The organism is Aurantiacibacter sediminis (assembly GCF_016019885.1).
GTDB lineage: Bacteria > Pseudomonadota > Alphaproteobacteria > Sphingomonadales > Sphingomonadaceae > Alteraurantiacibacter > Alteraurantiacibacter sediminis.
Genome location: NZ_JAEANY010000001.1, coordinates 1,005,305 through 1,029,569, shown reverse-complemented (window position 1 = coordinate 1,029,569; position 24,265 = coordinate 1,005,305). Strand labels below are relative to the sequence as shown.

Genomic DNA, 24,265 nt, shown 5'->3' with positions numbered 1-24,265 from the left:
CAAGCCTCTCGCACACCAACCAGAAATGGAGAAAAGCTATGAGTGATCCCGATGATCGCTTCGGCGTTCGGACTTACCTGACGCCCGAAGAGGCCAAGGAATTCCACAAGCTGTTCATGGCAACGTTCGTAGGCTTCGTGGCAATCGCCGTCGTCGCCCACGCGTTGGTTTGGGCCTGGAGGCCCTGGCTCGCCTAACAGTCGCGTCTTCGCTGCCAGCTTGATCTGGCAATGAAAAAATTCAACTAATCAAGGAGATGTACCATGTGGAGAGCTTGGATGATCTACAATCCACGTACGGCTATTGTGGGACTGCATGTGTTCCTCGCCGTGCTGGCATTCACCATCCACTTCATCTTGCTGAGCACGGACACGTACAACTGGCTGGACGGCCCGAACGCGGCCAGCACAGCACAGCTTACGTCCAACTGACGCTAGCTAACGAAGTGTAACCATTCGACTGTGCGAGAGGTGCGGCTGGCGCCGCCAGTCGCGCCTCACGGTCGAAATGTTGACTAACAATTGCCCGTCATTCGGCGGGGGAGGATTGGGCTATGGCGCTCCTCAGTTTTGAGCGAAAGTATCGTGTGCGTGGCGGCACGCTGATCGGTGGAGACATGTTCGACTTCTGGGTCGGCCCGTTTTACGTGGGCCTGTTCGGAGTCATTACGGCGCTCTTTGCCACCTTGGGGACGATGCTGATATTCTACGCAGCATCGCAGGGCCCAACCTGGAATCCGTGGCTGATCAGTATTGCACCACCGGATTTGAGTTACGGGCTGATGATGGCCCCGCTCAAGGAAGGTGGTTTCTGGCAGATCATCACGGTCTGCGCGCTGATTTCTTTCGTCTCGTGGGCGCTGCGCGAGGTGGAAATTTGCCGCAAATTGGGAATGGGCTATCACGTGCCGGTCGCCTTCGGCGTCGCCATCCTCGCCTATTTTACATTGGTCGTGGTCCGGCCTGTCCTCATGGGCGGCTGGCATTTCGGCTTCCCCTACGGGATCTTCAGCCATTTGGACTGGGTTTCCAACACCGGCTACCAATACCTCCACTTCCACTACAATCCGGCGCATATGCTGGCGGTGACGTTCTTCTTCACCACCACGCTGGCACTGGCATTGCACGGCGCGCTGGTTCTCTCCGCCACGAACCCAGCCGCGGGCGAGGAAGTGAAAACACCCGAATATGAAGACACCTTCTTCCGCGACCTGATCGGCTATTCGGTCGGCACGCTGGGCATCCACCGTGTGGGCCTGCTGCTGGCACTTAACGCCGGGTTCTGGAGCGCGGTGTGCATCGTTATCAGCGGACCATTGTGGACCAAGGGCTGGCCCGAATGGTGGACCTGGTGGCTCAACCTGCCGATCTGGTCGTGAAGGAGCACTGAAACATGGCTCAATATCAAAACATCTTCACCCAGGTCCAGCTGACCGCCGCGCCGGAAATGGGTGTTCCGACAGCAGATTCCGATCTGCATCGCACCAAGAAGGCGACTTTCAGCCATTGGATGGGCTTGGTCGGACAGGCGCAGATCGGCCCGATCTATCTTGGATGGCTCGGCGTGCTCTCGCTGGTTCTCGGCATCATCGCTTTCGAGATTATCGGGCTGAACATGCTCGCCTCGGTCAATTGGGACCCGGTGATGTTCGTGCGCAACCTCTTCTGGCTCTCGCTCGAGCCGCCTGCACCCGAATATGGCTTTTCGCTTTTCGTGCCTTTGGCTGAAGGCGGATGGTTCATCTACGCCGGCGCCTGCCTCACCCTTTCGGTGATCCTGTGGTGGGTACGCACTTATAAGCGCGCTGCCGCGCTTGGCATGGGCAAGCATGTATGCTGGGCCTTCGCTTCGGCCATCTTCCTTTTCCTCGTACTGGGCTTCATCCGTCCGCTTTTGATGGGAAGCTGGGCAGAGGCCGTCCCATACGGCGTGTTCCCGCATCTCGATTGGACGGCGGCGTTCTCGATCCGTTACGGCAATCTGTTCTACAACCCGTTTCACGCGCTCTCGATCGTGTTCCTCTATGGCTCCGTCCTGCTCTTCGCGATGCACGGCGCGACTATTCTTGCCGTGGGCCGCTATGGCGGCGAACGCGAGATCGAGCAGATCACCGATCGCGGGACGGCATCCGAGCGTGCAGCTCTGTTCTGGCGCTGGACCATGGGCTGGAACGCCTCGATGGAATCGATCCACCGCTGGGCCTGGTGGTTTGCGGTGCTGACAACGCTTACGGGCGGCATCGGCATCCTGCTGACCGGCACCGTGGTGGACAATTGGTATCTGTGGGCACAGCAGCATGGCTTTGCGCCCGCCTATCCGGACACCGGCGTCGTCGACCCGGCCAGCATGGGGAGTGATGGCTAATGAAAAAGCTTGCTACAATTGCGCTTGCGGGAAGTCTGCCCCTGGTGATGGCGGCCTGCGAAGTCGCACCCAAAACGTCCGAGCAAACTGGCTATCGCGGTACCGGCGGCAATCAGATCTATGTGAGCGACGAGCTGGACATGCCGGATGTCCCCGCACCGCCCTATGAGCTGCCCGAGGATACAGGCGGCCCGAGGGCATCGGAAGTGTACGAAAACGTACAGGTCCTGGGTGACGTCTCGGTCGATGAATTCAACTATCTGATGGCTGCAATCACCGAATGGGTCTCCCCGGACGAGGGATGCAATTACTGCCACAATCCGGCGAACATGGCGTCCGATGAAATCTACACGAAGATCGTTGCGCGCAGGATGATCCAGATGAACCAGAACATCAATCAGGAATACGGCGATCACGTCGGCCAGGTAGGTGTGACGTGCTATACCTGCCATGCGGGCAACAATATCCCTGAAAATGTCTGGACGCTGCCGGAAGATGGCGGTCATCCGAGTATTGCAGGCGATCTCAATGGGCAGAACAATCCCGTGATCGGCACAGGCTATTCATCGCTACCTGAGCATGCGGTGGCGCAGTACCTGCTCAACGGTGACTCGCTCGATGGCATCCGGGTGCAGTCGAACGACATGCATCCGACAGACAATGACACCACCACAATGGACACTGAAGCGACCTATTCGCTGATGGTACACATGTCGCAGGCGCTGGGCGTGAATTGCACGTACTGTCACAATACGCAGTCCTTCGGCGACTGGAGCATTTCCGGTCCGGTTCGCTCGACGGCCTGGTATGGCCTTCAGATGGTGGGCAATTCCAATGAGGAATATGTGACCCCGCTAACCGAATGGTTCCCTGGGAATCGGCTTGGCCCTGCGGGCGATCCTTACAAGATCAATTGCACGACCTGCCACCAGGGGCTCCGCCAGCCGCTGGGTGGGTACCCGATGGCGCAGGATTATCCGGCGCTCTGGAATTACAGTGCACCCAACGCGCCGATCGCTCCAAACATGCGGCCCGATCAGGTGAGGTCACCCGAGTAGCGTTTCACTGCTAGCGACCTCTCTGGCTTTCACTCGAAGACGCCGGGCCATAATGGTCCGGCGTTTTCGTTTGTATAAGGATTTGGATCACATCCGCAGCTATTGATCTCGTCGGGCCAAATCGGCGAGGTGAGCGGGGAAAGACAATGTCAGAAGGCCCGCCACCCAATACCATTCCGCACCGACCAAGGCCGCGCGGAGTGCCAGCAAGATGAACGCAGCGGGAAGCAGCATCAGCAGAATGTCCAATGCGTTGCGTCCTCTCCGCCAAAGCAGGATAAACTCCAAGGCAAGCACGACCAAAACGAGATCGACCGCGTGTCCGCTAGCGAAAAACCACTCCACGAGAACCTATCCGAAGGGACCGTTGAGCTGCACGATCTGCCAATTGAGTAGTCCAGCAGCGCTGACCCATGCGATGTAAGGCAGCAGCAGAACGCTCGCCATGCGTGACAGGCGCCAGCAATAGATCATCATGGCGAGGATCGAGACCCACAGCACGATGAGCTCATAAAAAGCCCAGTCCGGCCGCTGGACGCGAAAAAACAGCAGGCTCCAGAGTATGTTTAAAAAAGCATTTGCCGCGAAAAGGCCGATCAGCGTGTCCGACGCCTTGGTACTGGGCGCGTTTCGCCACGCGGTCACAAAGCTGATGACAGTCAGTGCGAAGACGGTGGTCCAAGCAATCGGGAATGCGAGGCGCGGGGGCGTCCAGTCGGGCTTTTCCAGCCCCTGATACCACGGCCCCAGATCAGTTATCGTTCCGCCGATTGCGGCCACTACCAGTGCTGCAAGCCCGGCAAGGGTGACTGGCAGTATCCAGCTTCTGCTCATCGCGTGACAGGTCTCAATCCCAACAGATGCGCTGTATCCTTCAGGAAAATGCGTAAGTGAGCAAGCGGCTTTGCCCGCACCAGCTTCTTGTTCATATAGGCTTGCCAGGTGAGCTGCTGCACATCCTTATCGGCGCACATATCGACGAAGCGTTCACGCCGCTTGTCGCTGGAATACCAGAAATACTGCATCATCCCGAGCACCCAGAACACCCGGCCATGCGCGCGCATGAAGGTCTTGCGCGCCTGCTTGAGCGTCACGGGATTGCCGCTAGCGACAAAGGCGTCAGCCGTCTGCGCGGCAATGCGGCCGCATGTCATCGCATAGTAAATCCCCTCGCCAGAAGCGGGGGCGACCACGCCTGCGGCATCGCCTGCCACCAGCACATCGCGGCCATTGTCCCAGCGCTTGAGCGGTTTCAAAGGAATAGGCGCGCCTTCGCAGCGGACCGTCTCGCAATCCTGCAATCCCATGTCATCGCGCATGGTTTTAACAGCGCCGCGTAGCGAGAAGCCTTTGTTGGCGCTGCCGACACCAATGCTCGATTCTTCACCGTGCGGAAAAACCCAGGCGTAGAAATCAGGCGAGAGATGGCCTTGATAGAGCACATCGCATCGCGTCCCGTCGAAACCTTCAGGCGTGCTGGGCGGCGATTTGATCACCTCATGATAGGCGAAGACGCATTTCATGTTCTCCGCATTCTCGATATTCTCGCGCGCCACGGCGGAACGGGCGCCATCGCAGCCGACCACCAGTTTCGCACGAACCCTCTGCATGTCCCCACCGCGCTCCTCACGGAAGCAGACGATCGGTCCTTCGCCGTTGTCCCGCTCGATGTGATCGAAAGTGCCTTTGCGCCGCTCTGCCCCGGCAATGCGCGCGCGTTCACGCAGCCATTCATCGAACACATCGCGATCCACCATGCCGACATAGCCGATCTCACCCACAGGCATATCTACCGCCCGATTGGACGGTGCGACCATGCGCGCCGAATTGGCACGAGCGACTAGCAGGCTTTGGGGAACTTCGAATTCTTCCATCAGCTTTGGCGGAACCGCGCCGCCGCAAGGCTTGATGCGACCCGCGCGGTCTAGCAGCAGCACGCTGCGCCCGGCTTTCGCCAGATCCCAAGCTGCGGTTGCACCTGAAGGGCCACCGCCCACCACTACGACGTCATATTGTTTTTCGACCATTATCCCACTCCCACCAATTCCGCTTGCGCCCTCGTCCGCGTGCTTGCTGCGCGCACGGCGAGATACGCCGCCACGAGGAACAGCGCCGCCTCCGCAGCGAATATCAATTGAAATGCCGCGCCATCCTGGCCCTGCACACGGCGAGCAACGTCGACGCCGACTGCGCCGAGCAGTCCGCCTGTGCCGAAGGCGATCGCCTGCGATGCCCCCCACACGCCCATGCGAATGCCTTCGCGCGTGTTCTCTCCAGAGCCGGCAAGCCCCATCATCGCGCCGATCGATGCGACCGCAAAAACGCCATTGCAGAAGCCCAGGGCGAAGACATTGGCGACCAGCGGCCAACCCTCGCCGACTTGCGCCGCAACGGCCAGTCCGCAAAGCGCAAGAGCCGAACCCATGCAGCCTGCCACGATCCAAGTGCGAAGCTCCACCGGCATGCGTGCGGCAAAGGCGCTGCCGCCAACCCCGGCGATAATCATGCCTGCGAGCACACCGCCGTGCTGCGTTCCGGCTAGGCTCGTGGACTCGCCCGGCGTCATGTTGAAAACCAGCCCCGCGAAAGGCTCCAGGATCAGATCCTGCATCGAATAGGCGAGCATGGAGACGAAAATAAAAGCGGTGAAACGCCGTGCTTCTTGCTCTTGGAAAATCTCGCGGATCGCGGCCATGAAGTCGGGCGCTGGGCCGCTCGGCTCCGCGCGTTCAAGGCGCGGCGCGTTCGCTTCCAATCGGAACATGGCAATTACGCAAACCGCAAAGGCAACGACCACAACCCCTGTCGCCACCATCGCCAATCGTTGCGGCGAAAAGGGATCGAGCAGAGCACCTGCGACGCCCGCTGAGATGACAATGCCGGCAACCATCATGATCCACGTTACCGCCGCTGCAGCCGCGCGCCGCTGGGGTGCTACGCCGGATGCCAGCAATGCCAGCAGGGATGTGCCGCCTGCGCCAACCCCTGCGCCGATCATCGTGAAAGCAAAAATCGCCAAAGCGAGGCCGAGCCCGAAGTCATCAGCGATCATCACGGTCGCAGAGACTGCCAGCAATCCGCCGAGGCCCAGCAAAAATACTCCCCCAATGACCCACGGCGTGCGCCGCCGCCCCATGTCGGAGCCGTGCCCCCACAGCGGGCGCGTCAGCTGCACCGCGTAATGCCAAGCAACCAGTCCAGCCGGAATTGCCGCCACCAGCGCATATTCGACCACCATCACGCGGTTGAGCAGCGAAGTGGCCAACATCACGATAGCCCCGATCGAAGCCTGCACCGCCCCAAGGCGAATGATGGAAAACCAGCCGAAACCGCCGCCGGCGACTTGGCGTGCCGAGCCGATCATACATATCCTCCAAGGCCGAGCGCAGCCGCCAGCATGCCAAGCACATAAAAAGTGACGCCAGTCGCATTGTACCAAGGAGCGAACTTGGCCGGATCCGACAGCAGGCGCGGCATGCAGGCGAGCTGCGCTGCCAGCAATATCGCGACCGCGGCTGCTGAAATGAGCATGCTCCATTGGATCAGGAACGCGATTACGATGAGTTGCGGGATGGCCATCACGAGGCAGGCTAATTTCGCCGCGCCGCTGACACCAAGCGTGACTGGAAGCGAGCGCAGCCCGGTCGCCCGATCGCCTTCCACTGCTTTGAAATCGTTGAGCGTCATGATGCCATGCGCGCCAAGGCTATAGAGGCCGAGAACGAGAAGGATGCCGAGGCTTGGCAGTGCCCCCGCCATCGCGCTCGCGCCCGTAAACCAGCTCAAGCCCTCATAGGTAATCGCAACCACCCCAGGCCCAATCCAGCCGCTGGCTTTGAAACGGAATGGCGGGGCGGAATAAGCCCAGGCGCAGGCGAGACCGAAGATCGTAGCGGCAAGGACCCACGGACCGATCAGCCAGCCCATCGCGAGCGATAGCAGGCTCCATAGGATGGCGATGCGTAGGCCCCAAGTGCCGCCAATACGGCCTGATGGGATTGGCCTGTCCGGTTCATTGATGGCGTCGACATGGCGATCGAACCAGTCATTGACCGCCTGGCTTGTGCCGCAAACGAGCGGCCCCGTCAGCAGAATACCGGCAATAAGAAATGGCCAACGCCCTTCCAGCGCCACGCCTGAAGACACGACGCCGCACATGAAAGCCCACATGGGCGGGAACCAGGTGATCGGCTTAAGCAGCTCGAGCACGTCTCTTGCCGCCGGAAGCGGAGCAGAAGCGTGAGAGACAGCGGAGCGTGCCATCTTATGAGGCTACGCCTGACACTCTACAGCGTCAAATTAATTTGACACTTTTCGTCAGTCCTCTTCTGCGACGAAATTGCCGAGCCCATGTCGGTGCAGCTTGGAATAGAGGCTTTGGCGGCTCAGCCCGAGGATTTCGGCGGCTGACGCACGATTATTGGAGGTGTGCTTGAGGGCTTCTTCGATGCACAACCGCTCGATCAAATCCGAAGTCTCGCGCACGATTTCCTTCAGTGACATGCGTCCAACCATCTCGGTGAGCTGCTCAACAGACCGCGGCGACTCGGTATCAGCGCGCGGGAGATCGCGCATCCGGCGACCAACCGGCCTGATGACGAGACCGAAAAAGGGTTCGTTGTCTCCAGTCTGTACGGCGGACAGTTCGACTGGCTCTCCGCCATGCGCATCGGTCGCGCCGACAACAGTGCTGACATTGCGCGCGACAGCATGCTTGGCCAGCTGCCCGCGGATCAGATCGATGTCGATGCCCGGTCGCCCGACATACTCGCTAACGGCTTGGCCGATAAGTTGCTCGACACTTGCTGCGCCAATCAGATCGGCGAATTCGGAATTGGCCAGAACGATGTTCCAATGCTGATCGGTAAGCACGAAGGCATCGGGCATATGTCTGACGACATCGAGCAACGGTGCTGCGACATCTCCGTCGAGATTTTTCCCTGTATTCATCCGCACAAGCAGAAATTGCTTACCGCGCTGGCGAAAACTGGTGGCGCGCATGGTCAGCTCGGCCTCGCCATCGGCAGTTGGCAAAGTCAACGGCGCGACGGACGCGGTCGCAACAACAGAGCCGAGATAGGCCACGAGAGCATCACGTGACGAACGTGCGAATAACCCGGGCAGCTTTCCCCCGCTCAGGGAACCGGGCTTCGCATCGAAAGCTTTGTGCGCAGCGGGATTTGCCTCGCGAATACGATAGGTATCGGCCTCGACCATCAGCACCGCTTCGGCCATATGTTCGAACAGATTGCGATACCGGTTCTCGGCCTGGCGCAGGCGCATATAGTCGCGCTCGAGCGCTTGCTGAGCTTGCAGGAACCGCTGCTGCAGCGCCGCCTCTTCACGCATATCGCGGCCGAGCGCGAGGCAACGATCGCAGCCTTCGATAGTGACGATCGCATAACGCACGGGAATGTCAGCGCCTGCGGCGGCGTGATTAATTTGACGCCAGGACTGCGCTTTGCCCTCACGCGCGCCGCCCATCAATTCCATGACCTTCGGGCGGCTCTCAACGGTGATGGTGTCCTGCCAGTCCTGCCCTATCCAGCTTTCCAGTTCCGGAAACTGCTTGGGATCAGCGCTGCCGCCCACAATCCTGCCTGACAGGTCGAGGACCAGGCAAATGTCGCCCGCAATCAACGATAATTTGGCCGCGGCATCGGGATCGACATCGTCGAAGATCCCGGCAAAATCGCCATAATGCAGCTTGCCTTCGATGCTATTCTTACGAGTGAGCATTAAATCCCTCGGGTCAAGACTGCGACAGGTCGACCCGGTTCGACTCCACTACGATCCTCTCTGCGAGGACCAATGCTGAACATGCATCTGCGGCGGTTCCATCAGCACCCACCAGATCGACCAAATCTGGATTGGTATTGATGGCCCTGCCACCGACAATGATTTTGACAGTGCCGCATCGCGATACAGAGCGAATGGCTGACACCAGATTGGCGAGTTGGCCGCTAGGACAATCATTGCTGACGGTCAATCCCACCAGATCGAACGATCGTTCCGCAAGCAATTGCAGCATTTCACCACGCTGTGGCTCAATCAAGGCTTCGCTGTCCCAGCCAGCGCGCGCGAATATTTCCTCGACCATCAGCGCACCAAAGGAATGCTGGTCTCCCGGCACTGATGAAAACAGAGCGCTCGGGCGATAAGGCCGCTCGCGATGCTCGACCGGGAAGCGCGATGATACTTCGCGCATCACTTCCTGCAGCCGCCAGAGCCCCATGGTAACGTCGACGAAATCGCATTCGTCCGCGCTCCAGTATTCGCCCAGCGTGCGCGCGGACTCGCCCAACAAGTCGATATAAACCGACTCGACAGGTACACCGCGCTTAAGGAAAGCGTCGATCTCGACCATCAAATCATCGACATCATGCGCCAGAGGCATTGGCGCAAATTGCATGATTTCCGACGCAAGGACTTTTTTGCCATCATCATCTGACGCCGATTGTGGATCATTCACTGAATGATCGATCCGGTCTCTGATGCGCCCGGCCGCCGCGCTTTGCGCAAACCAAACTTGCGCCTTGGAGCCACCAGACACAGCTCCGCCTAACCCAGAATTTTCATCTGAATTTTCAGGTCCTTGATAGGCATTTTTCAGCGGATCGGAATGATCCGGAACCTTGCCCGAAGCCATGTCAGACACCTCCGTCTGGTAGCGGCGCGGATCGCGTCAACCAGTCCAATTCGGCGGCTTTTGCCGACTCGATCCGGTGGGGCAGCGATACGCCCATTGTAACGGCCTGGCAAATCACAAAGTGTCAACTGTAATTAACGTCTAGTTTGATTGACACTTAGGGTAAGAAAAGCGTAGGTTCCACTTCGAACCAGCGGAGGATTGCGCGGGTGACGAGAGGGGAAGAACCAGTTTTTCAGGCCAAGCCATCGGCAGAAGATGTGTTGCCTCACGACGGGGCGCTCTACACTTATGCCGAGCGTCGCCGCCGTGACGAATCTGTCTGGACGCTGGTGCAAGGCGTACTGGCCCCGTTGCAATTCCTCGTCTTCATCATCAGCCTCGGGCTTGTGCTGCGCTATCTCACATCGGGTGAAGGCGCTTTCGCCGCCGATGCCTCGGTCGTGCTGAAAACGCTGGTGCTTTACACCATTATGATCACCGGCTCGATTTGGGAAAAAGTCGTCTTCGGCAAATGGCTTTTTGCCCGTCCGTTCTTCTGGGAAGACGTCTTTTCGATGCTCGTGCTGGCGCTGCACACCGCCTATCTGGTGATGCTGTTCGGCGCGATTGGAAGCGTCGAAGCGCGCATGATGGTCGCACTAGCGGCCTATGCGGCCTACGTCGTCAACGCCGCACAATTCCTGCTCAAACTGCGCGCGGCACGTCTGCAGGCGGAAGCGATGGCAGCCGCATGAACGAGATGGCTCCCCTCCCCGCCAATGGTGCAGATTGCACGCCTGTCCTGCGCGAGCGCGGGCAGCGCGAAGTTTTCTGCGGCCTGACGGGGATCGTCTGGCTTCACCGCAAGATGCAGGACGCCTTTTTCCTCGTCGTTGGATCGCGCACTTGTGCGCACCTTCTGCAAAGCGCCGCGGGCGTGATGATCTTCGCCGAGCCGCGTTTCGCCACCGCCATCATTGAAGAGCGTGACCTTGCCGGCATGGCGGATTGCCAGGACGAATTGGACCGTGTGGTCGAACAATTGCTCAGTCGTCGCCCGGACATCGGCACCCTGTTCCTCGTCGGCTCGTGCCCTTCCGAAGTCATCAAGATGGATCTGAGCAAAGCGGCCCAGCGACTCGGCGAGAAATATGCCGGCCGCACGCGAATCCTCAACTATTCGGGCAGCGGGATCGAGACGACCTTCACCGAAGGCGAAGATGCCTGCCTTGCATCGCTCGTCCCGGAAATGCCCGCAGCCCAGCCCGACGCAGCGCCGGAGCTGCTGATTGTCGGGGCCCTGCCCGATATCGTGGAAGACCAGTTCCTCCGCCTGTTCGCCGAACTCGGCATCGAGCCAGTTTTCTGCTTGCCCGCGCGCAAGGCGGCAGACCTCCCCTCGGTCGGTCCTCACACACGCTATCTGCTGGCCCAGCCCTTCCTGACCGAGACGGCTCGTGCGCTGGAAGATCGCGGCGCGCAGCGGCTCGATGCCCTTTTCCCCTTCGGTGCCGAGGGCACCACCGCCTGGCTCCGCGCCGCTGCTGAAAGCTTCGGTGTGGATGAAATGCACTTCAACCGCGTGGTCGCACCCGGCCGCGAGCGGGCGAAACGCGCTATCGAACACAGCCGCGCAAAGCTCGAAGGCAAGCGCATCACCTTCCTGCCGGATTCGCAGCTGGAAGTGCCGCTGGCGCGTTTCCTCGCGACCGAGCTCGGCATGGTTCCTGTCGAAGTCGGCACCCCCTATCTCCACCGCCATCACACAGCCCGCGAGCTGGAATTGCTGCCCGAAGGCACACGCATTTCCGAAGGCCAGCATGTCGACAACCAGCTCGACCGCGTGCGTGCAGACAAGCCCGACCTCACCGTGTGCGGCCTCGGCCTTGCCAATCCGCTGGAGGCCGAAGGCTTTTCCACCAAATGGGCGATCGAGCTCGTTTTTTCCCCCATCCACGGCTTCGAGCAGGCAGGCGATCTTGCCGAGCTCTTCGCCCGGCCGCTGCGGCGGCGCGATATGCTGAAGGTGTAGGGGCGATGCAGCTATCTGTCTGGACATATGAAGGCCCGCCCCACGTTGGGGCCATGCGTGTCGCAACAGCGATGGAAGGCATGCATTACGTTCTGCACGCGCCGCAGGGTGACACTTACGCAGACCTGCTGTTCACTATGATCGAGCGGCGCGGAAAGCGCCCGCCCGTCACCTATACCACGTTCCAGGCGCGCGACCTTGGCAAGGATACAGCGCAGCTGTTCCAGGACGCCGCGCGTGACGCGATGGAGCGTTTCCAGCCGCAGGCAATGATGGTTGGCGCAAGCTGCACCGCTGAGCTGATCCAGGATGATCCAGCTGGAATGGCAGAGGCCATGCGCCTGCCTTGCCCGGTCATCCCGCTCGAACTGCCGAGCTATCAGCGCAAGGAGAACTGGGGCGCAGCGGAGAGCTTCTACCAGATCGTGCGCACGCTGGCGGACACCGATATCACTCCGCAGGATCAGGCCGGGCGCAGGCCGCTGGCTAATATCCTCGGCCCGACGGCGCTCGGCTTCCGCCACCGCGACGATCTGGTCGAAATACGCAAGATCCTCGATACGCTTGGTGTTGACGTGAATTTGGTCGCCCCGCTGGGCGCGACACCGCAGGACATTACGCGCATTGGCGCGGCAGATTTCAACATCGTCCTTTATCCCGAGATTGGCGATGAAGCCGCCCGGTGGCTGGAAAAAACTTTCAAGCAACCTGCCATCCGCACCGTGCCTATCGGCGTTGGCGCAACGCGCGAATTCATCACTGAGATCGCAGAGTTAGCAAGTGTCGCTCCTGCTCCGGCATTGGGTGACACTGCATCACGCATGCCGTGGTGGAGCCGCTCGGTCGACTCGACTTACCTCACCGGCAAGCGCGTTTTCATCTTCGGCGATGCGACCCATGCGGTGGCCGCCGCTCGCATTGCCAGCGAAGAACTTGGTTTCGAAGTCTGCGGCCTTGGCTGCTACAATCGCGAATTCGCCCGAGACGTGCGCGCCGCTGCGAAGAAATACGGCGTCGAACCGCTGATCACCGATGATCACATGGTGGTGGAAGATGCCATCGCCGCCGCGTGCCCCGAACTGGTGCTCGGCACCCAGATGGAACGCCATATCGCCAAGAGGCTGGGCGTCGCCTGCGCAGTCATTTCTTCACCCGTCCATGTGCAGGATTTCCCCGCGCGTCACAGCCCGCAGATGGGTTTCGAAGGCGCGAATGTGATCTTCGACAGCTGGGTCCACCCACTTGTGATGGGCCTCGAAGAGCATTTGCTGACTATGTTCCGCGATGATTTCGAATTCTCCGACGAAGCTGGCCCCTCGCACCACGCTGCCCATTCGCCGCGCAAAGCGCAGGGTGAGTCTGAGGCGCAGGCCGATGTCGCCGTGCTCGAGCCGCTCGGCGATGCCTCCGGCGGCGGTTGGACCGACGAAGCCGAGCGTGAGCTGAAGAAAATTCCGTTTTTCGTGCGCGGCAAGGCGCGCCGCAACACCGAAGCTTTCGCCGCCGAACACGGTCGCCGCGAAATCGATCTCGCCACGCTCTACGATGCAAAGGCGCATTATGCCCGGTAGCTTCACGCCTCTCGTGCGCGTCGCCATCGTGACGCTGGACAATCACCTGAAAGGTGCTGTCGAGCGCGCGGACAGCACTCTGCGCAAGAGCAATATCGCCGTCTCGCTGCACGCAGCGGCAGACTGGGATCGCGGCGGCGACGCGCTGGAAGCGACGAAGAAGGCGATTGCCGATGCCGACATTGTCATCGCGACCATGCTGTTCCTAGACGATCACGTGCGCGCGATCATGCCTTCGCTGGAAGCGCGCCGTGAAGATTGCGATGCGATGGTCTGCCTGATGAGCGCGGGCGAAGTGGTAAAGCTCACCCGCATGGGTCCCTATCGGATGGATGCGCCTGCGAAGGGGCCGCTCGCTCTGCTCAAGAAACTGCGCGGATCGAAGAAAGCGGGTGCAAGCTCGGGCGCTGGCCAGATGAAGATGCTGCGCCGCTTGCCGAAGATCCTGCGCTTTATCCCTGGCACCGCGCAGGATGTGCGAGCTTACTTCCTCACGCTGCAATATTGGCTGGCGGGTTCTGAAGAGAATGTCGTCGCGATGGTGCGCGCGCTGATCGACCGTTACGCCGCCGGTGATCGCCTGACCCGCCGCGGCATTACGCCTGCCGGTCCGCCTGTCGAATATCCCGAAACCGGGGTCTATCACCCGGCGCGCGACCTTAAGATCAGCGAAAGTCTCAGCCTGCTTCCGCGCAAGAAAGGCAAGAACGGCACGGTCGGCCTGATCATCCTGCGGTCCTACCTGCTTGGCAAGGACACCGGCCATTACGATGGCGTGATCGACGCGATGGAAGCTGCCGGGCTGAAAGTCGTTCCGGTCTTCGCCAGCGGCCTCGACGCGCGGCCTGCGATCGAGAAATTCTTCACCCACAATGGCAAGGTTTTCGTCGACGCGATCGTCAATCTGACAGGCTTCTCGCTGGTGGGCGGCCCAGCCTATAATGACAGCGAAGCCGCGATAGACCTGCTCGCGCAGCTGAACGTGCCCTACATTGCGGCGCACGCCATCGAATTCCAGACGCTGGGCGAATGGCGCGAGCGTCGGCAGGGCCTGTTGCCGCTGGAAAGCACCATGATGGTTTCGCTGCCCGAACTCGACGGCGCGACAAACCCGACCGTCTATGGCGGCCGCCGGGAAAACGGCGACGGGCCGGTGCGCGCCATGCATGCCGACCCCGAGCGTACGCATGCGCTCGCTGCGAAAGTCGTCAAGCTCATTGCCAATCGCGAGGCGGAGCGCGCGGATCGCAAGCTCGCCATCGCCATTTTCAACTTCCCGCCCAATGCCGGTTCGGTCGGCAGCGCGGCGTTCCTCTCCGTGTTTGAATCGCTGTTCGAGACGCTGAAGCGCCTCTCAGCCGAGGGCTACAGCGTGGATGTGCCTGAAAGCGTCGATGCACTGCGCGATGCCATCCTCATCGGCAATTCGGAAACCTACGGCACCGATGCCAATGTCGCCGCGCGCGTATCTGCAGACGATCACCTGCGCCGCGAGCCGCATATTGCGGAGATCGAGGCTCAGTGGGGCCCTGCTCCCGGCAAGATCCAGTCGGATGGATCGCATCTGCAAATTTTCGGCGCACAGTTCGGCAATGTCTTTGTCGGCGTGCAGCCCGCCTTTGGGTACGAAGGCGATCCGATGCGCTTGCTGTTCGAAGGCACCTTCGCCCCGACCCATGCTTTCGCCGCTTTCTACCGCTGGATCCGCGAAGACTTCGGTGCGCACGCCATTCTGCATTTCGGCACCCACGGGGCGCTGGAATTCATGCCGGGCAAGCAGGTCGGCCTGAGCGGCGACTGCTGGCCGGAGCGGCTGCTGGGCGACATGCCTAATTTCTATCTCTACGCCTCGAACAACCCGTCCGAGGGCATCCTGGCCAAGCGACGCTCTTCAGCGACATTGGTCAGCTATCTGACACCGCCTCTGGCGCGGGCCGGTCTGTACAAGGGTTTTGCCGAGCTCAAGGAATGCGTCGATCGCTGGCGTTTGTCGGAATCCGGGAAAGAGCGCGATGCGCTGGCGGCATCGATCGAAGAGCAATGCGCAGTGCTCGACATCGAATGCGGTGCGATCGAGGAGTTATCTGCGCGGCTCTACGAGCTCGAACGCACGCTGATCCCGCATGGTCTGCACGTTGTCGGCAAGGGTCCGCAAGGAGCCGAACGTGAAGAGCTTCTCCAGGCCATGGCCGATGCCGATCCTGAGCTGGACCGCGAAGATATTGAGGCACGGCTCGACAGCTGTGATGAACTTGGCTCGCTGATCCACGCGCTCGATGGCGGCTATGTGAAGCCTGCGCCGGGCGGAGATCTGCTCGCCAATCCGGACGTGCTCCCGACGGGTCGCAACATCCACGGCTTCGATCCCTTCCGTATTCCCAGCCGCTTCGCCTGCGAGGAAGGCCGCACGCAAGCCGAAAGCCTGATCGCGCGCCATGTCGAAAGCGGCCAGCCTTTCCCTGAAAGCCTCGCCATGGTGCTGTGGGGCACCGACAATATGAAGAGCGACGGGGTGCAGATTGCGCAGGCGATGACGCTTATCGGCGCGCGCCCCCGCCACGATGGCTATGGCCGTCTAGCTGGTGCCGAACTGATCCCGCTGGAGGAACTCGGCCGCCCACGCATTGACGTAGTTGTGACCCTTTCCGGCATTTTCCGGGACCTGCTGCCTCTGCAAACGCGCATGTTGGCAGAAGCCGCCCTGCTCGCCGCTCAGGCAGATGAGCCAGCGGATATGAACTTCGTTCGCAAGCACACGCTGGCACATCAGGCCGCGCATGAATGCGATTTCGAGACGGCGGCGCTGCGTGTCTTCTCCAATGCGGAGGGCTCTTACGGTGCGAATGTAAACCAGCTGATCGAAGGTGGTGTGTGGGCCGATCCGGACGAACTGGCCAACGCTTTCGAGACGCATAAGGGCTTTGCTTACGGCGTGAACGGCACGCCGGTGCAGCAGCGCGAATTGCTCCGCACCGCTCTCAAAGACGTTGAATTCACATATCAAAATCTTGAAAGCGTCGAGGTCGGCATTACCGATCTCGATCAATATGTGGACGGGCTTGGCGGCATCAGCCGCTCGGTCGCGCGCGCCAAAGGCGCCGAAGCTCCGGTCTATATTCTCGATGCAACTCAGGGGTCGGCCAAGGTGCGCACCCTGTCCGAACAGATCGACCTCGAGACCCGCACCCGCACGCTCAATCCCAAGTGGTTCGAGGGGATGCTGAAGCACGGCTATGAAGGTGTGAAGAACATCGAAGGCCATGTGACCAACACCATGGGCTGGTCCGCCACGACCGGTCAGGTCAATCCCTGGGTCTACCAGAAAATCAGCGAGACATTCGTGCTCGACCCCGAAATGCGGGAGCGCCTTGCTGCGCTCAACCCCCACAGCTCTGCCCGGGTGGCGGAGCGGCTGCTCGAAGCCTGCGAGCGGCGGCTTTGGGAACCAGACGACGAAACACTCGAGGCGCTGCGCGATGCCAGCAACGACCTTGAAGACCGGCTCGAAGGCATCTTCGCGGCCGAATGAGGACATAGATTATGAATGTGATGACACCCCCGAAGACGATGCAGCCGGATGGCGAGGGATCGGTACAGGTCAAGCTGGATCCGACTGACAAGATCAAGGGCGCAAAGGTGTTCGCCGTTTATGGCAAGGGCGGCATCGGCAAATCGACGACTTCGTCCAACCTCTCCGCCGCCTTCAGCAAGCTGGGCCACCGGGTGCTCCAGATCGGCTGTGATCCCAAGCACGATTCCACATTCACGCTCACCAAGAAGCTGATGCCGACGGTGATCGACGTGCTCGAAGAGGTCGAGTTTCACTCCGAAGAATTGCGGCCCGAAGACTATATGTTCGAAGGTTATAATGGTGTGATGTGCGTCGAGGCGGGCGGCCCGCCTGCCGGCACCGGCTGCGGCGGCTATGTCGTTGGCCAGACGGTGAAACTGCTCAAGCAACATCATCTGCTCGAAGACACCGATGTGGTGATTTTCGACGTGCTGGGCGATGTGGTGTGCGGCGGGTTTGCTGCCCCACTGCAACATGCCGAGCGCGCGCTGGTTGTCGCCGCGAACGATTTCGACAGCATATTCGCGATGAACCGCATCGTCGCGGCCATCGGCGCGAAGGCAAAGAACTACGAAGTTCGGCTCGCTGGCGTGATCGCCAATCGCAGCCGCGAGACCGACGAGATCGACCGCTTCGCTGACAAGATCGGCATGGAGCGTCTCGCCCATTTCAAGGACCTCGATGCCATCCGTCGCAGCCGCCTGAAAAAGTGCACACTGTTTGAAATGGATAGCGACGATCCGGACGTTCACGCCGCGCAGATGGAATACATCCGCCTTGCGCAATTGCTGTGGGACGGTGTCGAACCGCAGACGGCAACGCCGATGAAAGACCGCGATATTTTCGACTTCCTGGGATTTGAATAATGGCGACCCGTGCTCCCAACCAATATGATGCGCAGCGCGAAAAGCTCGCCGCTTATTTCGATGGGACGGCGCGCAAGGCGTGGATCGATCTTACATCGGATGCAAAGGTCAGCGGCATCCGCGCCACCGTGCGCGCAGGCCGCGATGAAATGCGCAGCACTCTGCTCGATTGGCTTCCGGCAGACATGCGCCGCGGCCAGCTGCTCGATGCCGGATGCGGCACGGGCGCACTCAGCATGGAGGCTGCCTGCCGCGGCGCAGAAGTCACCGCCATCGATATTGCAGCCGGATTGGTGGAGATCGCACGCCAGCGCGCCGATACATTTCACGGCCATGGCCGCATTCGCTGGAAAACGGGCGACATGCTCGATCCGGCGCTGGGTGAATTTGACCACATCGTCGCGATGGACTCGCTAATCCACTACCAGGCAGAAGACATTGTCGACACGCTGACAGCATTGAGCGAGCGCGCACGACACTCGATTCTTTTCACCTTCGCGCCCTACACCAAGATGCTTGGCACCATGCACAAGGTGGGCAAGCTCTTCCCGCGCTCCGATCGCTCGCCTGCAATCGTGCCGGTAGCCGAAGGCGAACTCCGCGATCGCCTCTCCGCTCTCAAAGGCTGGCGCCTCGGGCGCAGCCAGCGTGTTTCGAGCGGTTTCTATACATCACAGGCATTAGAGCTGGTGAAGGGCTGATGGATCAAGGCGCTCCCATCTCGGCGAAATGGACGCGGGTGGCTTCGGCCTTCCTGCCCTTCGCCGATGCGGCGAGCGCCGATCTGCCGCTCGGCCGGTTGATGCGCCTTGCGTTGTTTCAGGTGAGCGTTGGCATGTGCCTTGTGCTCCTCAACGGCACACTCAACCGCGTGATGATCGTGGAGCTTGGCATTCCTGCATGGCTTGTCGCAACCATGATCGCGATCCCGCTGCTGGTCGCTCCCTTCCGCGCCGCGCTGGGGCATAGGTCCGACACGCATCGCAGCGTGCTGGGCTGGCGACGTGTGCCCTATATCTGGTTCGGTTCGCTGATGCAGTTTGGCGGTCTCGCCATCATGCCTTTCGCGCTGTTGCTGATGAGCCGCCCGGAAGATTTCAATCTTGGCGTTGCTGCCTCCATGCTCGCATTCGTATTGGCAGGTGCAGGCATGCACACGACGCAGACCGCAGGTCTTGCACTCGCCACCGATCTTGCGCCCAAGGACAAGCGCCCGCGCGCGGTCGCGTTACTTTACGTCATGCTGCTGGTCGGCATGATGTTCTCCGCTTTCATCATCGGCAGCCTGCTGCACGACTTCTCGCCCACGCGGCTGGTGCAGGTCATTCAGGGCGCGGCCGTGCTGACCATGGTGCTGAACGTGATCGCGCTGTGGAAGCAGGAAGCACGCAACCGTGCGCTGACCGATACGAGCGAGCCCCGCCCCGCCTTCAAAACCGTTTGGCAAAGCTTCGCAGCCCGCCCGAATACACTGCGCCTGCTAACGGCTATCGGTCTCGGCACAATGGCCTTTGCCATGCAGGATGCGCTGCTGGAGCCGTTTGGCGGCGAAGTGCTGGGCATGAGCGTTGGCGCAACCACCGGCCTTACCGGGGCATGGGCCTTCGGTGCGCTCGTGGGCTTTACGCTGTCTGCCCGCTACCTATCGCGCAATGTCGATCCGCTCCGCCTGTCCGGTACGGGAGCTGTCATCGGCATCGCGGCTTTCATGATGATCCTCTTCGCTTCGCCACTTGGCGCGCCATTGCTGCTGTTCGGCGGGGCTTTGGCCATCGGCCTTGGCGTCGGCCTGTTTTCGGTCGGCACTTTGTGTGCTGCGATGGAGCTTTCCCACGATGATGATGCGGGTCTTGCCCTTGGCGCATGGGGCGCCGTGCAGGCCACCGCAATGGGCGCGGCAATCGCGCTTGGAGGCATCATCCGCGATGCCGTTTCGAACTACGCCCTGGCTGACGCATTCGGTGCCACGCTGGCTGGGCGCGCTACTGGTTATGGCACTGTGTACATGATCGAAATTATCCTGTTGCTGGGCACGCTGGCGGTGCTCGGCCCCCTCGTCGGGAAACGCCGTTCGGGCAGGTCGCAAAGCGGCGCTGCTTCGTTCGGATTGCAGGAATTCCCGACATGATTTCCGCGAAAGGAAACCCCGATGGCTGACGGTAATATTGTGGGCACAATCGATGTGGCCGAATTGGCATTTTATCTGTTCGTGCTGTTTTTCATCTGTCTTGTCTTCTGGCTGAGGCGCGAAGACCGACGCGAGGGCTATCCCGTTGAGGACGAGATGACCGGCATGGTCCACGAGCCCGGCGGACCGCTCAGCACGGCAGAGCCGAAGACATTCAAGCTGCCCTTCGGCCATGGCACCTTCTCCGCGCCGAACAACAATCGCGACCCGGCAGAAATCGCCGCGCGCCGGATCGAGCCTTTCCCCGGCGCACCTTATTCGCCCACGGGCAATCCGCTGGTCGATGGCGTTGGCCCCGCAGCTTTCGCCGACCGCGCGAAATATCCCGACCTGACAGCGCATGGCACGCCACGTATCGTCCCGATGTCATCGGATGATGAATTCGGCGTCGCATCTTTCATGTTCAGCGTCGATCCGCGCGGCCTCAAAGTGCTGGCGGCAGATGGTAAGGAAGCGGGCACTGTCACCGATATGTGGGTCGACCGCTCCGAACATATCGTTCGCTATTTGGAAGTAGATATCGGCGCGAAGAAAGTGCTCGCACCCATGGCCATGGCCGTGCTGCGCAAGGACCGGGTGATGATCGATGCGATCAATGCCGCAGATTACGCCAATGTCCCGGCCATTGCCTCACCCACCGAAATCACCCGCTACGAAGAAGAGCGCGTCATTGCCTATTTCGGCGGCGGCTATCTTTACGCCAGTGAAGCCCGCCAGGAGCCATTCATATGATCGAATACGATCACGAACCGGTCCGCGGCCTCCCGGGGGATTTGCCGAAAGGCGAAGCCGTCCTTTGGCAGGGCGCGCCCGATTGGCGGGTTTTCCTGCGAACGGCGCTCTACAGCCGCTGGATCACGGGCTATTTCGCGCTGCTGGCGCTATGGTCAGTGCTTAGCGGAAGTGTCGGCGGTGCGCTCGCCAGCGTCATCGCAGCCATCGTGACGCTGGGCCTGCTCGCCGGATTTGCCGTGCTGGTCGCCCGCACCAGTGTCTACACCATAACCAACCGCCGGATCGTGCTTCGCATCGGCGTCGCGCTCAACAAATGCATCAATTTGCCGCTGCATCTGATCGGCTCTGCAGAATTGCGTGGGCATGCGAATGGTTTCGGTGACATCGCTCTGCATCTTAGCGGTCGCCACGGCCTCGGCTACGCCATGCTTTGGCCGCATGCTCGCCCGTGGAAGCTGAGCGCCGTGCAGCCGATGTTGCGCGCTCTGCCCAATGCGGACGCGGTCGCCAAGCTGCTGGCAGATGCCTGCAACGCGCTGGTCCCAAATGTGAAGGAAGAGCCGCGCACCAGCACGGTGAACCGTCCCGCCACCGGGCTGGAGGAGGCCCACGCATGAGCCACGCCCACGATCACGAGAACACCATCCCGCGCCCGGCACTTGTTTCAGCCATTGCCTTTGTCGGGGTCAGCTTCCTGCTGACTCTCGCGGTGACGTTTGGCTTTATTGACCGCGCGGCCGTGCCGAGTGTCGAACGAGCGCAGGCGAATGTCAGCGCCGTGGCCGAGCGGGATCTGCGCTTCCTCGATCAGGAAGACGGAAGCGTGATCGTGACCGACGTCAGCAACGGCGACACGGTGATCGTGGTCGATACGGAAACGCAAAGCGGCGGCTTCGTGCGCGGCGTGTTGCGCGGCCTCGCACGGGAGAGGCGCGCTCATGGCATCGGAGCAGAGCCGCCTTTCGCGCTCACCATGTGGGAAGATGGCAGCCTCTCGATCGCCGACAGCGCGACAGGTCGCACGCTGGAACTTGGCGGCTTCGGGCCGGATAATCGCGCGATTTTCGTCTCCATGCTCGATGATGGGAGCGTTTCGTAATGGCCCGCATATTCGACCTGCCCTGCCGCATTGCCGTGGAACAGAGCGAAGACCACTTCCACGCGCATGTCGAACTGGCCGATGAAGTCGGCATCCAGCCGGGAGACCGCGTGCGCGTGCATGGCGATCCCATCCAGATTTCCTTTGGCGAAACCGCCGTGTTCGATCGCATGGCAACCGTCACACGCGCCGGCCCACTGATGCGCGCCTGGACGCGGGCCGCCGCCTATTTCGATTTCAAGGAGCTGTACGAAGTCAGCTTCAATCCGGGGAGGGTGCGATGAACGCACACACAGCAATCACCAAAGATGACGCGATGGATATGGCGAAAGAGAACACCGTTCTCTCGCCGCGCTTCTACACCACCGATTTCGATGCGCTGGATGCAATCGACGTGTCCTCAGTCCGCGGCGAGTGGGACTCGCTGATCGCGGAAATGCAGGGCGATCCCAACAAGAAGCACTTCAAGAAGGATGACAGTTTCAAAGGCGCGCTCGACAAGCTTGAGCCCGGCCTGCGGGCGGAGATGATCGACTTCCTCGTCAGTTCGCTCACGGCCGAGTTTTCCGGCTGTGTGCTCTATGCCGAGATCGCCAAGCGCACGAAGAACCCGGACGTGAAGCAGCTGTTCAAACTGCTCGCCCGCGATGAAAGCCGCCATGCAGGTTTCATCAATGAAAGCCTGAAGGATGCTGGCATCGGCATCGATCTCGGCTTCCTGACGCGGACGAAGAAATACACGTTCTTCAAGCCGAAGTTCATCTGGTACGCGGTCTATTTGTCGGAGAAGATTGGCTATGCGCGTTATATCACGATCTACCGTCATCTCGCGGCCAATCCGGACAAGCAGATCCACCCGATTTTCAGCTGGTTCGAAGAATGGTGCAATGACGAATTCCGCCATGGCGAAGCGTTCGCCCTGCTCATGCATGCAGATCCGAAGCTGCTGAAAGGCCACAACAAGCTGTGGATTCGCTTCTTCCTGCTATCGGTCTATGCAACGATGTATGTGCGTGATCACAATCGGCCGCTGTTCCACGCCGCGCTGGGCATCGATCCGACCGATTACGACTACAAGGTCTTCTCGATCTGCAACCAGATCAGCCGCCAAGTCTTCCCGGTGGAGCTCGACATCGACGATCCCGCTTTCCGCGCCAAGATGGAAGCGCTATATCAGGCGAGCGAGACAATCGAGGCGGGCAAGGAACGTGGCGGAATTTTCGGAAAATTGATTCAGATCAAAGGAATGCTGGGCGCGGGATGGAATTTCGCCCGCATGTACTTCCACCGAACCAAGCCCAATCAAGTGCCCGAAAACGTCCGGATGCAGCCTGCGTGGTAAGTTGGAGCGGCCATATCTTGCCGGTTCTGGCGACCATCGCGATCTGGTTCATCGCCACAGGCCTCGTCGCCTGGATCGATAATCGCGAGCGCAGCACATTTCCACGCAGCCTAATGCTTGGCGGCGCGGCGGGCATCGTCGGACTTTGCATCGTTTTCCTGACGATGAATTCGGTGTCCGTCTGGGCCGCCTACGCCGCGTTCGGCGCTGCGATCCTTGTCTGGTCGTGGCTGGAAATCGGGTTTCTGACCGGCGCGGTATCGGGGTCAAGAAAGGAACCTTGCGCTGAAGGTATCTCCGCATGGGAGCGCTTCTGCCAGGCCGCATCCACGCTCTCGCATCACGAGATCGCGCTCACGCTGACGGCGGTCATGCTGATCTCGCTCACCTGGAACGCGCCGAACCAGCTCGCTGCAATAACGTTCGCATTGCTTTACGTGATGCGCTTGTCGACCAAGCTCAACATCTTTCATGGTGTGCCGAACTCGGCGACGGACATTCTGCCGCCGCATCTTGCCTATCTAAAAAGCTATTACGGGCCGCAGCGGCTTGGATGGCCGCTGGTCGTCTCGATTATCGCCGCGACAGCGCTCAGCATCTGGCTGGGCAGCGTCGCCATCAATTCGCCTGCCGGCACTGCAGAGGCGGTGGGCGCAAGCCTGCTGTTCGCCTTCGCCGCGCTCGGCACACTCGAACACGTTTTTCTCGCCTTGCCGTTCAGGGACGGCATGCTGTGGGGCTGGGCCCTGCCCCGCTCTCGCCGCAGCAAGCTGGCGCAAAACCCGATTACCAGAGGGGAAGTTTGATC

Annotated in this window: 24 protein-coding genes; 18 read left to right on the top strand and 6 right to left on the bottom strand. The window is 60.6% G+C overall.

The features are described from left to right. Positions 1–38 precede the first annotated feature (38 nt). The 5 genes from pufB to pufC all read left to right on the top strand — a co-directional run bounded on the left by pufB (position 39) and on the right by pufC (position 3,422). Positions 39–197, top strand: coding sequence for a light-harvesting antenna LH1, beta subunit (gene pufB, locus I5L03_RS05250; protein ID WP_197920618.1), 159 nt, complete (start codon positions 39–41; stop codon positions 195–197). 66 nt (positions 198–263) lie between these two features. Next, positions 264–431, top strand: coding sequence for a light-harvesting antenna LH1, alpha subunit (gene pufA / locus I5L03_RS05245; protein ID WP_197920617.1), 168 nt, complete (start codon positions 264–266; stop codon positions 429–431). Positions 432–553: 122 nt separating this feature from the next. After that, positions 554–1,378: a photosynthetic reaction center subunit L gene (gene pufL, locus I5L03_RS05240; RefSeq protein WP_197920616.1), complete on the top strand. Its 825-nt coding sequence runs from the start codon at positions 554–556 to the stop codon at positions 1,376–1,378. Between the two features lie 14 nt (positions 1,379–1,392). Continuing rightward, positions 1,393–2,364 carry a photosynthetic reaction center subunit M gene (gene pufM, locus I5L03_RS05235; protein ID WP_197920615.1) on the top strand — a complete coding sequence of 324 codons (972 nt, stop codon included), beginning with the start codon at positions 1,393–1,395 and terminating at the stop codon, positions 2,362–2,364. After that, positions 2,364–3,422: a photosynthetic reaction center cytochrome PufC gene (gene pufC / locus I5L03_RS05230; RefSeq protein WP_197920614.1), complete on the top strand. Its 1,059-nt coding sequence runs from the start codon at positions 2,364–2,366 to the stop codon at positions 3,420–3,422. The genes pufM and pufC overlap by 1 nt, the downstream gene beginning before the upstream one ends. A 351-nt stretch (positions 3,423–3,773) precedes the next feature. On the opposite strand, the gene I5L03_RS05225 is transcribed toward pufC, so the two are convergent. Genes I5L03_RS05225 through I5L03_RS05200 form a run of 6 tightly spaced genes read right to left on the bottom strand, consistent with a single transcriptional unit; the run spans position 3,774 to position 9,834 of the window. Next, entirely contained in the window at positions 3,774–4,256 is a 483-nt protein-coding gene (locus I5L03_RS05225) for a TspO/MBR family protein (RefSeq protein ID WP_197920613.1), read from the bottom strand. After that, entirely contained in the window at positions 4,253–5,449 is a 1,197-nt protein-coding gene (locus I5L03_RS05220) for a geranylgeranyl diphosphate reductase (protein WP_197920612.1), read from the bottom strand. Before I5L03_RS05220 ends, I5L03_RS05225 begins: the two co-directional genes overlap by 4 nt. Next, a complete protein-coding gene (locus I5L03_RS05215) occupies positions 5,449–6,786 on the bottom strand; it encodes a BCD family MFS transporter (RefSeq protein WP_197920611.1) in 1,338 nt (445 codons plus the stop codon). Before I5L03_RS05215 ends, I5L03_RS05220 begins: the two co-directional genes overlap by 1 nt. Next, complete coding sequence (chlG, locus tag I5L03_RS05210) at positions 6,783–7,685, bottom strand: chlorophyll synthase ChlG (RefSeq protein ID WP_197920610.1); 903 nt, start codon at positions 7,683–7,685, stop codon at positions 6,783–6,785. Before chlG ends, I5L03_RS05215 begins: the two co-directional genes overlap by 4 nt. Positions 7,686–7,739: 54 nt before the next feature. Next, positions 7,740–9,161: a transcriptional regulator PpsR gene (gene ppsR / locus I5L03_RS05205; RefSeq protein WP_197920609.1), complete on the bottom strand. Its 1,422-nt coding sequence runs from the start codon at positions 9,159–9,161 to the stop codon at positions 7,740–7,742. Positions 9,162–9,174: 13 nt separating this feature from the next. Beyond that, a complete protein-coding gene (locus tag I5L03_RS05200; protein WP_197920608.1) occupies positions 9,175–9,834 on the bottom strand; it encodes a cobalamin B12-binding domain-containing protein in 660 nt (219 codons plus the stop codon). Between the two features lie 497 nt (positions 9,835–10,331). Here I5L03_RS05200 and bchF point away from each other — a divergent pair, with 497 nt between their 5' ends. Genes bchF through puhE form a run of 13 tightly spaced genes read left to right on the top strand, consistent with a single transcriptional unit; the run spans position 10,332 to position 24,263 of the window. After that, complete coding sequence (gene bchF / locus I5L03_RS05195) at positions 10,332–10,808, top strand: 2-vinyl bacteriochlorophyllide hydratase (RefSeq protein ID WP_197920745.1); 477 nt, start codon at positions 10,332–10,334, stop codon at positions 10,806–10,808. After that, complete coding sequence (locus tag I5L03_RS05190) at positions 10,805–12,085, top strand: ferredoxin:protochlorophyllide reductase (ATP-dependent) subunit N (RefSeq protein WP_197920607.1); 1,281 nt, start codon at positions 10,805–10,807, stop codon at positions 12,083–12,085. The genes bchF and I5L03_RS05190 overlap by 4 nt, the downstream gene beginning before the upstream one ends. 5 nt (positions 12,086–12,090) lie before the next feature. After that, positions 12,091–13,656 carry a ferredoxin:protochlorophyllide reductase (ATP-dependent) subunit B gene (gene bchB, locus I5L03_RS05185; protein WP_197920606.1) on the top strand — a complete coding sequence of 522 codons (1,566 nt, stop codon included), beginning with the start codon at positions 12,091–12,093 and terminating at the stop codon, positions 13,654–13,656. Continuing rightward, positions 13,646–17,185, top strand: a complete 3,540-nt coding sequence (bchH, locus tag I5L03_RS05180; protein WP_197920605.1) for a magnesium chelatase subunit H — start codon at positions 13,646–13,648, stop codon at positions 17,183–17,185. The genes bchB and bchH overlap by 11 nt, the downstream gene beginning before the upstream one ends. A 20-nt stretch (positions 17,186–17,205) precedes the next feature. Further along, positions 17,206–18,093, top strand: a complete 888-nt coding sequence (gene bchL / locus I5L03_RS05175; RefSeq protein ID WP_339379613.1) for a ferredoxin:protochlorophyllide reductase (ATP-dependent) iron-sulfur ATP-binding protein — start codon at positions 17,206–17,208, stop codon at positions 18,091–18,093. After that, positions 18,093–18,794 (top strand): magnesium protoporphyrin IX methyltransferase, encoded by a 702-nt coding sequence (gene bchM, locus I5L03_RS05170; RefSeq protein ID WP_197920603.1) that lies wholly within the window; start codon positions 18,093–18,095, stop codon positions 18,792–18,794. The genes bchL and bchM overlap by 1 nt, the downstream gene beginning before the upstream one ends. After that, positions 18,794–20,221, top strand: a complete 1,428-nt coding sequence (locus I5L03_RS05165) for a BCD family MFS transporter (protein WP_197920602.1) — start codon at positions 18,794–18,796, stop codon at positions 20,219–20,221. Before bchM ends, I5L03_RS05165 begins: the two co-directional genes overlap by 1 nt. 21 nt (positions 20,222–20,242) lie before the next feature. Further along, the gene (puhA, locus tag I5L03_RS05160) at positions 20,243–21,013 is read left to right on the top strand and encodes a photosynthetic reaction center subunit H (protein ID WP_197920601.1); all 771 of its coding nucleotides are present in this window, start codon (positions 20,243–20,245) and stop codon (positions 21,011–21,013) included. Next, positions 21,010–21,633 (top strand): photosynthetic complex putative assembly protein PuhB, encoded by a 624-nt coding sequence (gene puhB, locus I5L03_RS05155; RefSeq protein WP_197920600.1) that lies wholly within the window; start codon positions 21,010–21,012, stop codon positions 21,631–21,633. Before puhA ends, puhB begins: the two co-directional genes overlap by 4 nt. Continuing rightward, on the top strand, positions 21,630–22,115 hold the full coding sequence (gene puhC, locus I5L03_RS05150; RefSeq protein WP_197920599.1) for a photosynthetic complex assembly protein PuhC: 486 nt from the start codon (positions 21,630–21,632) through the stop codon (positions 22,113–22,115). Before puhB ends, puhC begins: the two co-directional genes overlap by 4 nt. Further along, the gene (locus I5L03_RS05145; protein ID WP_197920598.1) at positions 22,115–22,399 is read left to right on the top strand and encodes a hypothetical protein; all 285 of its coding nucleotides are present in this window, start codon (positions 22,115–22,117) and stop codon (positions 22,397–22,399) included. The genes puhC and I5L03_RS05145 overlap by 1 nt, the downstream gene beginning before the upstream one ends. Then, entirely contained in the window at positions 22,396–23,457 is a 1,062-nt protein-coding gene (acsF, locus tag I5L03_RS05140; protein WP_197920597.1) for a magnesium-protoporphyrin IX monomethyl ester (oxidative) cyclase, read from the top strand. Before I5L03_RS05145 ends, acsF begins: the two co-directional genes overlap by 4 nt. Continuing rightward, complete coding sequence (gene puhE, locus I5L03_RS05135; protein ID WP_197920596.1) at positions 23,451–24,263, top strand: putative photosynthetic complex assembly protein PuhE; 813 nt, start codon at positions 23,451–23,453, stop codon at positions 24,261–24,263. The genes acsF and puhE overlap by 7 nt, the downstream gene beginning before the upstream one ends. Positions 24,264–24,265 lie beyond the last annotated feature (2 nt).